Origin of the sequence: Enterocloster sp. HCN-30185 (assembly GCF_037890305.1) — a bacterium.
Taxonomy (GTDB): domain Bacteria; phylum Bacillota; class Clostridia; order Lachnospirales; family Lachnospiraceae; genus Enterocloster.
Genome location: NZ_JBBKBT010000009.1, coordinates 21,565 through 33,999 on the forward strand (window position 1 = coordinate 21,565; position 12,435 = coordinate 33,999).

Below are 12,435 nucleotides of genomic sequence, written 5' to 3' on the forward strand. Positions count from 1 at the left end.
TTTTTTCAGTTTGTCTTGATTTATTGGTAAAATAATGGTATATATGTCTTGTAAACTTTGGTAAATATATTGGTAAACTGAAGTAAACTCACAATACCGCGAACACCTTGTTCTGCTCGCATCAAACGTTCATGAATACCGTTCATAAAAAAGGAGGAAATGCAATGTACAAAAAAGCACTGATCGCTGCCCTGATTTCCTGCATGACAGTCAGCGCAGCCGGCTGCCAGATGAACAGCACAAAAACAGACACCATTCCGGATTCTACCGCGGACATAAACGCAGCTCCGACCGCAGAACCCGCAGAAGGAGAATCCTGGGCAGAGCCCGTGGTTCTTGTAAAAGGAGAATCCACCAGGCTGCCGCTCCCGGCCAATTTTAAGGGCGAAATCCGCTGGACTGTCACAAACGGCATGAAAACCGTAGGAGGCAGCCAGAAAAAGTATCCGCTAAGCGACGGAGAAACGGACGGGGAACGCACAGCCGGTTATGCCTCTGCAGAACATCTTTTAAAAATCGAACCAGACGGAACCATTACTGCTCTTGAAAAAGGCAATCATCTGTTTGCAGTAGCGGAGGACAAAAACGGCAATCGCCGGATCTTTCCTATGGAAGTTCGGATTTTTTCAGAGGATCAGCTTCCCGAAACATCCAAAGAGGATTTTCAGACACTCCGTACCCGCTATGTAGAGCGTCTGACCGGAGGAAATATAGATATATCCTCTCCCGCTGCCGCTGCTATGATCCAGGCCACAGACCAGGCCTGTGACAATGCATGGAACAGCTACCTTTATAAAGGCAGCGGCTGCGCAGGCGTTCCCTGGGCGGAGGATCTTGCAGGAGGCGATGAAGAAAACTACAAAAATGACGCCGCAAAATTCCGCAAAAGTTATCAGAAGGCAGAGGCTATGGCCAAAGCCTACGCATCCCCTTCCAGTTCCTACTATAAAAATGAAGCCCTCTTAACGGATATTGTCAATATTTTGGACTGGCTGACCGATAACTGCTACTATCCCCGCTCCGAAACCGACAACTGGTGGAACTGGGAAATCGGAATGCCAAAGAACGTCCTTCCGGCTGTCCTCTATATTTATGATGATATTCCCAAAGAGCAAAGCCGCAAATTTGTAAAAGGCGTGGAATTCTTCATGCCCGATCCATTTCATCTGGCTGTTTTAGGTACTGCCAGTACCCTTCCTTCCGGCTATGCGCCTGCCGCCAGCGCAAACCTGATGGATTGCGCCTACACATCCGTCGGCCTTGGCCTGGTGTGTGAAGACAGCGAATATCTGGCTCTTGCAAAGCAGGCAGCTGCCACTACCCTGGAACGCTTTCAGAAACCGGAACTGAAAGACGGAAACTATGTCTATGCAAATGGATTTTATGAAGACGGCTCCTACATTGACCACGGTACCGTACCCTACACGGCTTCCTACGGCATTGATTTTCTGAAAGGCTCCGTGCGCTTAAGCTCTCTGCTGGCAGACAGCCCCTGGGCTCTTTCTCCGGAAAACGCCAAAATGCTGGAATCCTACGTAGTCAAGGGCTATCTTCCTTCTATCTATCAGGGCGCTGCGCTGGATATGCTCCGTGGCAGAGCCATTTCCAGACCCGATCTGACTGACCGGGCTGCCGGACAGCAGATCATTGAAATGATCGTCCAAACCATTGATATCGTTTCTCCGGAAACTGCCGCACAGATCCGCGGCGCTGTAAAAACATGGGTAAGCCAGTCCGGTGAAGAGCAGTTCCTGGCCGGAGTAAAGGATATCTCCGTATTTTCAAGCCTGAAAGAAATCATGGCAGACGATACCATCGATACCTCCTCAGCCGAAGCAGCAATGCACCAGGTATATCCTTACATGGACCGCACCATACACCGGACCACTGATTATCTGTTCGGCATCAGTATGTATTCCAGCCGCATCAGCAACTGCGAGATCATGAACGACGAGAATCTGAAAGGCTGGTTCACCGGGTTCGGAATGACCTATCTCTATAATGATGATAAGCAGCAGTATACGGATCACTTCTGGGATACCGTGGATCCCCTGAGACTGCCGGGAACAACCATCGTGGCAGAAGAAGTCGACAACGGCGAGCCTGATTCCAGCGGATTCCATCAGGGCGGCGATTTTCTCTCTCCTGAAAACTGGGTGGGCGGCACCTCGATCGGAACGACCGGAGTCAGCGGAATGAAGGTAAACGGCACTGCAGTATCCAATGGGGATCAAAGCAATGCCTCTTCTACTGTCTATGCAGACAGCTTCCGTGCAGAAAAGTCCTACTTCATGTTTGATGATGAGATTGTCTGTCTGGGTGCGGGAATCCAAAACAGCGGTTCAGACGCTCCGGTAATCACCACTGTGGAAAACCGGAAATTAAACAGCGGCGGTTCCAATCAGATAAGCTCCGATGCAGGAGAATGGATCATGCCTGAGGAGCAGATCATTTCTCCCCAGTGGCTTCATTTAAAAGGAAATACCGAAACCGGCTCTGATATTGGCTACTACTTCCCTGAAAAACAGGATGTTCACATCATGGGCAGTACCAGAACCGGAAGCTATCACCAGATCAAAGGCGATCTAAAGACAGAGGAGGAAACTGCTGAGCGCTCCTATTTCACATGCTGGTTTGACCACGGCGCTGCACCGGAAAATGATACCTACAGCTATGTTCTCCTTCCGGATATGACCAGCGAAGAAACGAAAGCCTACAGCCAGTCTCCTGATGTGGAAATACTTGAAAACTCTGAGAAGCTGCAGGCCGTAAACGATCATTCCACCAACACTCTGGCTGTAAACTTCTGGGATGAAGCAGGCGGACAGACAGACCGGATCAGCTGCGACAGCCAGGCATCTGTGATGGTTCAGGAAAACAACGGAGCCTTTACCATCGCCCTGTCCGACCCCACCATGCTCAATACAGGAACGATCTGCCTGAAGCTTCAGGAGCTTCCCATATCCGGCAAACTGATCGAAGCAGATGACGGTATCACGATCCGTACTGAAAACGGCTCTGTTTATCTGGAATTTAATGTAAACGGAATGTGCGGAAAAACCATGCGGGCAGTGATCCAGTAAACGTACGGCAATCTGCTCTAAAAACTAAAAAAGGCGCCGCATTCTCTACAGCGGCGCCTTTTTACACTAATTTTTCTAAAAGCAGTTTCTATTCGTCCTTCTTGCCACCAGTAATCTTTCCCAAAACGATCACTGCCAGCATGATCACAAAAATAGCAACAAAAATTCCACCCATTCCCTTTGCCATGATTTCCAGGGCAATTGCCATGTTATTCATAAACCTTCCTCCTTACAGATACTGTGTCACAATACTGATCACCAGGCCGCCTGCAATCACAGAGGCCACCTGTCCGGATACATTGGTTCCGGCTGCCTGCATGAGAATGATATTTCCCGGCTCCTCTTCTGCCGCCAGTCTTTGAACGACACGGGAAGACATGGGGAACGCGGAAATGCCGCAGCCGCCGATCATTGGGTTTACAGGCTTTTTGCCTGCCATTTTAAGGAATACATTAACCAGCTTTGCAAAAAGCACTCCGCCTATGGTATCAAACACAAAAGCAACCAGGCCTAAGGCCATGATCATCAGTGTTGCAGGATTTACAAACTGCTCTGCCTTCATGCTGAAGGAAATCGTAATTCCCAGAAGAAGGGTAATGATATTTGCCAGCTCATTCTGCGCTGCCTGGCTTAAGCTGTTAAGCACGCCACATTCACGCAGCAGATTGCCGAACATCAGAAAGCCGACCAAAGCGACCGACTGAGGAGAAATAAAGCCTACAATAATCGTAACTGCAATCGGAAATGCGATCCGCAGTGTTTTATTGACACTCTTGGGATTGTACTCCATATGGATACAGCGTTCTTTGTGAGTGGTTACGAGCCTGATCGCAAAAGGCTGGATAATAGGAACCAGAGCCATATAGGAATAGGCTGCCACTGCAATCGGTCCCATATAGTTAGAACCAAGCACCTGAGATACAAGGATCGAGGTAGGGCCGTCCGCAGCTCCAATGATGCCGATGGATGCAGCGTCTTTAAGATCAAAGCCCAGCAGACAGGCGATCAGGATTGCAGCAAAGATACCAAACTGTGCGGCCGCACCGAACAGAAACAGCACAGGCTGACTGAGCAGGGGGCCAAAATCAATCATAGCTCCGATACCGATAAACAGCAGGATCGGCATAGCCTCTGATGCTTCAATTCCGGTCTCAAAAAGCCACTGGATGATACCCGCTGCCGGAACCTTTCCCTGAACCATCTGGTCGATCACACCGGAATAGGGAAGATTCACCAAAATTGCACCAAATCCCAACGGCAGCAGCAGCGAAGGCTCATATTCCTTTTTGACCGCCAGCCATATGAGCACAATACCCACCACATACATGACCAGCTGCTGCCAGGTGACTGCCAGGATTCCCTCCAAAAGAAAACTCATCGTTTCTCCTCCTTTTGCGCGTGTATAGAAAACCCTCTTTTTTCTCCATACACATCTGCGGTATTTTTGTGCCGTTTCGCACATCGCTCTTATTATAACTGATTATTTTACATTTGTCTGCTAATTTTCTGCAATATTTCTTCCTCTTCAATCGCATCCGGCAGATCTCTTAAAGTAAGCTTTACCTTATCGATCACTCTGTCCTCCACAGATTCGATCTCAAAATACGCCTCCTCCGTCTGAGCGGTCAGCGGAAGCTCTCCCTCTTCAGGAATATGGCCTAACAGCTCCATCAGATAGCCGGAAAGCGTATCGCAGGTGCTGTCCATATGAAGATGGAGTTTTTCCTTCAGGTCAAAAAGAGAAATACTGCCTGCGATCCGATAAACCCGGTGAGGCTCTAACTCCTGTATTTCCGGCTCTTCCTCCTCATATTTTTCATGGATATCTCCCACAATCTCCTCGATCAGATCTTCCAGGGTCACCATACCGGAAACCCCACCATACTCATCCACCAGAATAGCCATCTTTTCCTTTCTGGCCTGCATCTGTTCAAACAGGGCGTCTGTGCGGAGATTTTCCGGCACAAAATACGGCGGCAGCAGGATGGAGCGGATATCCAGTGTTTCAAAGGAGCGTTCTCTCGCCTGAATCACTAAAAGCTTGGTGGACAGGATGCCGATGATATTATCCATATCTCCCTCATAAACCGGAATCTTGGAATGCATAGACTGTAAAATTTCATCCAGATAGGATTCCAACGGTTCTTCAATATCAATCGCCACCATTTCCTGTCTGGGCACCATGACCTCTCTGGCCTTCTTGTCATCAAAAGAAAAAATGGATGTGATCATTTCCTTTTCAATTTCATTAAATACCCCTGTCTCACTTCCTGTTTCCAGAAGGGATTTGATCTCTTCCTCTGATACGTCTGTCTCCAGAGTTTCACTGTGCATCCCCATAAGCTTTAAAATACCGCTGGTGGAAAAGGTGAGCAGATGGATAAAGGGATTCATGAGCCTGGAAATGAAATATACCGGGCCTACGCAGAACAGGCTAAAGCCCTCTGCCTTCTGAAGAGCAATCCTCTTTGGCACAAGCTCACCAAAAACCAGATTAAAATAGGCCAAAAGAATGGTAACAAGCACTCCTGCTGCCGTCTGGCTGTAGGGCACATTCCACTGGCTCATTTTTACTGCCAGTACCTGAGCAATACCGGTAGCCGCAGACGCACTGGAAAAGAAGCCTGCCAGAGTGATCGCGACCTGGATCGTAGAAAGAAAGACCGTAGAGTCCTCCATCAGACGTTCGATCAGAGCAGCGTTTTTATTGCCCTGCTCCGCCAGACGGTGGATTTTGTTTTTGTTGACAGAGACCACAGCCATCTCAGAGCCTGAAAAGAATGCATTGACAAGAGTCAGCACCAGAAGGATCAGAAGCTGTGTGATGATACTGGCCGATTGCGGATCGGATTCCATAATAAAAAATTCCTCCTTTTTGATGGTATAAGGTACATTATACTGAAAAAGGAGGAATTTGTCAGCTAAAAGTTTTATTTACGAAGCGTTAAAACTGTGTTAAAGTAACATCAATGATACATACTTGGAGGTAAAAATGATCACTCATATTTTTCTTGATGTAGATAATACCATTCTGGATTTTAATAAAGCCGAGGCTATAGCATTGGAAAAGACCCTTTCCGCCCTGTCTGTCCCACATTCTCCAGAGGTGATCCGCCGCTACAGCCAGCTCAATCTGGCCCAGTGGAAGCTTTTGGAGCAGGGAAAGCTTACAAGGGAACAGGTAAAGGTGCGCCGCTACCGGCTTCTCTTTGACGAGCTTAAAACGGATGCGTCCCCTGAGGAAGCCGCCCGTATTTATGAAGGCCTTTTAGGACAGGGCCATTACTTTATGGACGGGGCTGTGGAAATGCTTCAGGCGCTTTATGGCTCCTTTCATCTCTATCTGGCAACAAACGGCACAGCATCTGTGCAGAAAAGCAGACTCAAAAGTGCAGAGATCGAACCGTTTTTTGAACAAATCTTCATCTCCGAGGAACTGGGCTGCAACAAGCCGGAAACCTCATTTTTTGAACGCTGCTTTGCAACAATCCCTGATTTTAAAAAAGAGGAGGCTGTCATGGTCGGTGACAGCCTAACCTCTGATATCTTAGGCGGAATCCGTGCAGGGATCCGCACCATATGGTTTAATAAGGACTTAAAAGAATCTTCCGGAGAAATCCGCCCCGATCATACGATCAAAGCTCTTAGCGAGCTACCGGACCTTCTTCGCTCCATGTAAAGAGTAAACGGTCATTCCCCCGTGGAAGGGGCAAACTGGCTATTATAGATTTCTGCATAATAGCCGTTTTTACGCAGCAGCTCTTTGTGACGGCCCTTTTCCACAATACGGCCATCACGCATGACCAGGATCACATCCGCTTCCCGGATGGTAGAAAGACGGTGGGCCACAATAAAACTGGTTCTTCCCTCCATCATCCGTGAAAATGCCTTCTGTACCCGGATTTCTGTGCGGGTATCAATGGATGAGGTGGCCTCATCCAGGATCAGCATAGACGGTAGGCAGAGCATCACTCTGGCAATGCATAAAAGCTGTTTCTGTCCCTGAGACAGATTCCCTCCATCTTCATTTATGACCGTATCATATCCCTGAGGCATACGCATGATAAAGCTGTGGGCGTGTGCCTCTTTTGCTGCACGGATGATCTCTTCCTCTGAAGCTTCCGGCCTTCCGTAAGCGATATTTTCCCGGATGGTTCCGGCCTTCAGCCAGGTTTCCTGAAGAACCATGCCATAGCTGGCTCTTAAACTCTGTCTCGTTATATCCCGGATATCTCTTCCTTCTACCCGTACGCTTCCTGATTTTACGTCATAAAAACGCATAAGAAGATTGATCACGGTAGTCTTTCCGCAGCCCGTCGGCCCAACGATCGCCACTCTCTGCCCCGGTTTGACGCTCAGGTTCAGATCCTCGATCAAAGGACGCTCCGGCTGATAGGAAAAGCTCACATGCTCCAGAGCTACATTTCCATCCACATCCTTTAAAACAACAGCCTCCGGTCCATCCTCCGGGATGGCTGGTTCATCCATAAGTTCAAAAACTCTGGCAGCAGAGGCCAACGCATTCTGCAGCTCTGTCACTACTCCGGAAATTTCATTAAATGGCTTTGTATACTGATTGGCATAGCTTAAAAAGCTGGTCAGCTGCCCGATGGTTAAAAGCCCACGGATCACTCCCCAGGCTCCGGTAATCCCAACCGCCGCATAGACCATGCTGTTAACAAAACGGGTGGCCGGATTGGTAATGGAAGAAAAGAAGGTGGCCTTAAGGCTGCATCCGGCCAACCGGCTGTTAATCTCCTGAAAACGTTTTTCAGCCTCCTTCTCATATCCAAAGGCCTGAACGACCTTCATATTTCCCAGCATCTCATCTGTGAGTGTTGTGAGTTCACCTCTGGCCTCAGACTGCTGCTTAAACATCACAAAAGTCTTTTTTGCAATAAAGCTGGCTACAAAAAAGGATACTGGCGTCAACACCACCACCGCAGCAGTAATAAATGGCTGGATCGACAGCATAAATAAAAGAGTTCCCAAAATCGTTAAAGCACCGGTAAATAACTGGGTAAAGCCTAACAGCAGGCCTTCTGAAAACTGGTCAATATCTGTAATAATACGGCTGATCATATCTCCCGCCGGATGAGAATCAACGTAACTTAAAGGAAGAACCTCCAGATGATCGAATGCCCGGGTACGTATATCCATGGAAACACGGTAGGTAATGGTATTGTTGATATGGTTCATCAGCCACTGGCTTACTGCTGTCACTGCCATAACGATCAAAATCCGTTTCAGTATCTGGATCAGCTGCTGAAAGTCCACCTGTCCTCTTCCCACGATCTGATCCACAGCCTGTCCCGTAAGGATCGGGATATAGAGAGTTGAAGCCACCGTTGTCACTGCCAGAAAAAGGGACAAAAGCACTGCCGCACGGTAATCTTTTATATAGAGCAGGATCCTTTTCAGGGTCTGTATGCTTTTTGTTTTATCTAATTTTCCCTTACTGCTCATCCCGTTCCACCTCCTCGTTTGAAAGCTGCGACAGACAGATTTCCCGATAAACCTCACAGGAAGAAAGAAGCTCTTTATGGGTTCCCATACCGGCCAGATGCCCGTCATCCAGTACCAGAATACAGTCTGCACTTTGGATAGCCGATACCCTCTGGGATACGATAAATACCGTCATATCCCCCGTTTTTTCCCGGATCGCTCTTCTCAGCCTGGCATCTGTGGCAAAATCAAGGGCTGATGCGCTGTCATCCAGGATCAGGATCCGCGGTCTGCGCACCAGAGCCCTGGCAATGGTCAGACGCTGCCTCTGGCCTCCGGACAGATTTCGGCCTCCCTGATCGATCATAAACTCCAGTCCCTGTCCCTTTTTCTCTGCCACTTCCTTTGCCTGGGCAATTTCTAATGCCTCCCAGATTTCCTCATCCGAGGCATCCGCCTTTCCCCAGCGCATATTGTCTTTAAGGCTCCCCTTAAAAAGCACCGCCTTCTGAGGCACCACTCCGATGATGGAACGTAGCTCTTTCATAGAATAATCCTTCACATCACGGCCGTCTACAAGAACCATTCCCTTTCCCACATCATAAAACCGGGGGATCAGATTTACAAGCGTAGATTTGCCGGAACCGGTGCCTCCTATGACTCCCACCGTCTGCCCCTTCATGGCGCAGAATGAAAGATCTGTAAGGACTTCCGACTGAGTCTCCCCATAGGAGAAGCTTACGCGCTTAAATTCCACCATTGGACCGCTTTGTTTTTCTGCCCCGGCAGGATTCAAACCGGAGCCGTCCCTTAGGCTGCTTTCCAGCTCAAATACTCCGTCCACCCGCTTCATGCAGGCCACTGCCTTTGAGATCAGGATAATAAGATTGGCCATTTTAACCAGTTCTGTGAGGATCTGAGACATATAGTTTACAAGCGCAATGACCTGTCCCTGAGTAATGATGCCTGCATCGGTGCGTTCTGCCCCCACCCAGATCACAGCCACAGCAGCCAGATTGACGATCACATAGGTAACGGGATTTAAAAGAGCAGAAATTTTTCCCACAAATACCTGCATCTGCACCAGGCTACCATTTTCCTTCTCAAACGTTTTCTTTTCACTTTCCTGCCGGTTAAAGGCACGGATCACCCGGATTCCCATGAGATTTTCTCTCGTAGTCATCAGTACCCGGTCCAGCTTTTTTTGTACCGCCTGATACAGGGGCATACTGATGAGCATGATCCCAAATACTACGATACATAAAAGAGGGATCGTCACTGCAAAAACCATGGCCGCCTTCCGGTCTACCGCAAAGGCCATTACCATGGCTCCAAACACTACAAACGGAGACCGCAGAAGCAGGCGCAGAGTCATATTGATGCCGTTCTGTACCTGATTGATATCGCTGGTCATGCGGGTAATCAGGGCAGATGCTCCCACCTGGTCGATTTCTTTATAAGACAGGCCTGAAATATGCGTAAACAGATCATTGCGCAGAGCCGTAGCTGCTCCGGTGGCTGCCTTGGCTGCAAAATACTGCGCGGTGAGGGAGCAGGCCAGGCCGATCACTCCAAGGAGCACCAGAAGACCTCCCATAAGAGACACATAGCCCGTATCCCTCCCCCCTATTCCAACGTCGATCATACTTGCCACCACCAGAGGCACAAACAGCTCAAAGCTGGCCTCAAGCATCTTAAAAAGAGGCCCCAGGATGCTTTCTGTCCTGTACGCCTTCATATAACTGAGCAATCGTTTCATTGCCGTTTCTCCTTGTTTCTATCGAATTTTTTCCATTCTCCACCGCACAGCCGTACAAAAAACCAGTTCAGCTCTGCCCCCATAAAAAGAATGCACATACAGAAATACAGCCACAAAAGGAGGATCACAATGGCTGCAAGGCTGCCGTACATATACGAATATCCCCGTCCTCCGATCCGGTTAAAGTAAATGGAAAAGCCCAGAGAAAAAACCATCCATGCCAAAGCGGAAAAGAGCGCTCCCGGAATCTGCTTTGCCGCCTTTAAGCGCTTTTCCGGCACAAAGGTATAAATCCCCCAGAAAAAGAAAAACAGAACCAGAAAAAACCACAGGGATCTGAAATCGATCAGCCGGCCAATCACAGCTCCCACAAAGGGAAAATGTGTGTTCAAAAACCCCCGAAGAAGCTGGCCAAACACCAGAAGGATCAGAGAAAGGATGCACACAGCCACAAAAACAATGGTGTAGCCGCAGCAGATCAGCCGGCTGATAATGTACCAGTATTTCTCCTCCTTTCCCCATACGCGGTCCAGCCCTCTTGCCATGCTGAACATCCCCCTTCCGGCCGACCATAACGCCGTCACCGCTGTAAGGGAAACCATCGTAGCCGGAGACTTTAAAGAAAGATCATTTACCATGCGAAACGCCAGAGATTTATAATCCTCCGGCGTAAATGCTACGACCAGTTCCATAAATTCCGCCTGCGAAATGGCCGGTATCATCTGGACCGCAGTAAGAAGCAGCATAATAAAGGGTACGAAGGACAGGAGCACAAAAAAAGAGACCTGAGCCGCATAGACGGTCATCTCATCCTCCTTGTACTTCCGGTAAATTTCTCTTCCGGCAGCAATCCATTTTACCATCCTTCTCTCCCTTCATACAATATCCATTTTTTACCAGGTCTCACGAAATTCCCTTTCTTCCTCCTTTAAAGGAAGATTCTCTGCTTCCATCCCCTCAATTCGTATATAAGGTCCTTCCTGCAGCCCCTGGATCAGACGGCGGATCTCATCCTCTGTTCCCTGAACCTCCATTTCAACCCGGCCGTCCCACAGGTTTTTCACCCAGCCGGTAAGGCCCAGGCGGCGGGCCAGAAGGCAGGCGGTAAAGCGGAATCCCACCTCCTGAACCCGTCCGGAAAAATAAATATGTCTGCGGATCTGTTTCCTCATTATATGGCCCTTTCTCACATCACATTCCGTGGCGTACCCTTTAAATAGAAATCCACATTTTCAAATACAGTCACAGCCCGCTTTACCATGGCTTCCTTCGTAGCAAAGGCAGCATGAGGCGTCACGATCGTATTGGGCGCCGAAAACAGCGGATGATCCGACGGCACCGGAGGTTCCTGTTCAAATACATCCACACCGGCTCCGGCAAGACGCCCCTCCTTTAATGCCTCTGCGAGAGCTTTCGAATCTACGATCGACCCTCTGGCCGTATTGATCAGTACGGCTGTTTTTTTCATCTTTCCAAGCTCTTTGTCCCCGATCATGCCTCGTGTTTTGTCATTTAATGGCACATGGAGGGAAATGATATCACTTTCCTCCAGGAGTCTGTCCATATCCACATAGGTTATACCTGGAAGTTCCTTTACGGTACGGCTGTAAGCCAGCACCCGGCAGCCAAATGCCTTTGCGATCTTTGCCACCCGCAAGCCGATCGCTCCTGTTCCGATGACGCCAAAAGTCTTTCCCTCCAGTTCAAAGCCCACCAAGCCGTCCTTCGTCCCTTCCCTGCGGCAGACGCTGTCGCAGGAGATCAGATTGCGGTACAGGCCGATAAGCAGGCCAAAGACGAGATCCGCCACCGCACAGGTAGAATAGCCGGCGCAATTGCACACCGTTACCCCCTGTTTTTTACAGGCCTCCATGTCAATGTGGTCGACCCCTGTAAATGCCACGGATAAAAGCTTCAGATTTCTGCAGCCCCGGATCACCTCTCCATTTAAAGGCAGATTCGACACCACGATCACATCCGCATCCTGCCCCCTTCGGATCAGCTCCTGCGTATCCGTTACTCTTGTATCATAATAAATAATCTCTGCCCTTCCTTTTAGGGCCTCCTCTGCCATGGAAAGCAGCCGTTCCTTTTCTACACCCAAAGGTTCTATGATGACCAGTTTCATTTTTCCGTCCTCCTTTTAAT

The 12,435-nt window shown here is 48.9% G+C and carries 10 protein-coding genes; 2 read left to right on the forward strand and 8 right to left on the reverse strand.

What is annotated here, in order from left to right; genetic code table 11:
• Positions 1-164 precede the first annotated feature (164 nt).
• Positions 165-3,083, forward strand: a complete 2,919-nt coding sequence (locus WKT10_RS10610) for a polysaccharide lyase 8 family protein (protein WP_340277135.1) — start codon at positions 165-167, stop codon at positions 3,081-3,083.
• 88 nt (positions 3,084-3,171) lie between these two features.
• Here WKT10_RS10610 and WKT10_RS10615 read toward each other — a convergent pair whose 3' ends face one another.
• The 3 genes from WKT10_RS10615 to WKT10_RS10625 all read right to left on the reverse strand — a co-directional run bounded on the left by WKT10_RS10615 (position 3,172) and on the right by WKT10_RS10625 (position 5,939).
• Positions 3,172-3,300 carry an OadG-related small transporter subunit gene (locus WKT10_RS10615; protein ID WP_278284588.1) on the reverse strand — a complete coding sequence of 43 codons (129 nt, stop codon included), beginning with the start codon at positions 3,298-3,300 and terminating at the stop codon, positions 3,172-3,174.
• Positions 3,301-3,312: 12 nt separating this feature from the next.
• Positions 3,313-4,461 carry a sodium ion-translocating decarboxylase subunit beta gene (locus WKT10_RS10620; RefSeq protein WP_296038328.1) on the reverse strand — a complete coding sequence of 383 codons (1,149 nt, stop codon included), beginning with the start codon at positions 4,459-4,461 and terminating at the stop codon, positions 3,313-3,315.
• A 107-nt stretch (positions 4,462-4,568) separates the two neighbouring features.
• Complete coding sequence (locus WKT10_RS10625; RefSeq protein ID WP_066549485.1) at positions 4,569-5,939, reverse strand: hemolysin family protein; 1,371 nt, start codon at positions 5,937-5,939, stop codon at positions 4,569-4,571.
• A 136-nt stretch (positions 5,940-6,075) separates the two neighbouring features.
• Between WKT10_RS10625 and WKT10_RS10630 the strand changes: the two genes are divergently transcribed.
• Positions 6,076-6,762, forward strand: coding sequence for a YjjG family noncanonical pyrimidine nucleotidase (locus tag WKT10_RS10630; protein WP_066549487.1), 687 nt, complete (start codon positions 6,076-6,078; stop codon positions 6,760-6,762).
• 11 nt (positions 6,763-6,773) lie between these two features.
• On the opposite strand, the gene WKT10_RS10635 is transcribed toward WKT10_RS10630, so the two are convergent.
• The 5 genes from WKT10_RS10635 to WKT10_RS10655 are packed head-to-tail and all read right to left on the reverse strand — an operon-like array spanning position 6,774 to position 12,415.
• On the reverse strand, positions 6,774-8,549 hold the full coding sequence (locus WKT10_RS10635; protein ID WP_340277140.1) for an ABC transporter ATP-binding protein: 1,776 nt from the start codon (positions 8,547-8,549) through the stop codon (positions 6,774-6,776).
• Positions 8,539-10,287, reverse strand: coding sequence for an ABC transporter ATP-binding protein (locus tag WKT10_RS10640; RefSeq protein WP_340277142.1), 1,749 nt, complete (start codon positions 10,285-10,287; stop codon positions 8,539-8,541). Before WKT10_RS10640 ends, WKT10_RS10635 begins: the two co-directional genes overlap by 11 nt.
• Positions 10,284-11,150 (reverse strand): YihY/virulence factor BrkB family protein, encoded by an 867-nt coding sequence (locus tag WKT10_RS10645; protein WP_340277144.1) that lies wholly within the window; start codon positions 11,148-11,150, stop codon positions 10,284-10,286. The genes WKT10_RS10640 and WKT10_RS10645 overlap by 4 nt, the downstream gene beginning before the upstream one ends.
• A 30-nt stretch (positions 11,151-11,180) precedes the next feature.
• Complete coding sequence (locus WKT10_RS10650) at positions 11,181-11,459, reverse strand: acylphosphatase (RefSeq protein WP_337433972.1); 279 nt, start codon at positions 11,457-11,459, stop codon at positions 11,181-11,183.
• A 14-nt stretch (positions 11,460-11,473) separates the two neighbouring features.
• Positions 11,474-12,415: a 2-hydroxyacid dehydrogenase gene (locus WKT10_RS10655; protein WP_340277146.1), complete on the reverse strand. Its 942-nt coding sequence runs from the start codon at positions 12,413-12,415 to the stop codon at positions 11,474-11,476.
• Positions 12,416-12,435: the final 20 nt, after the last annotated feature.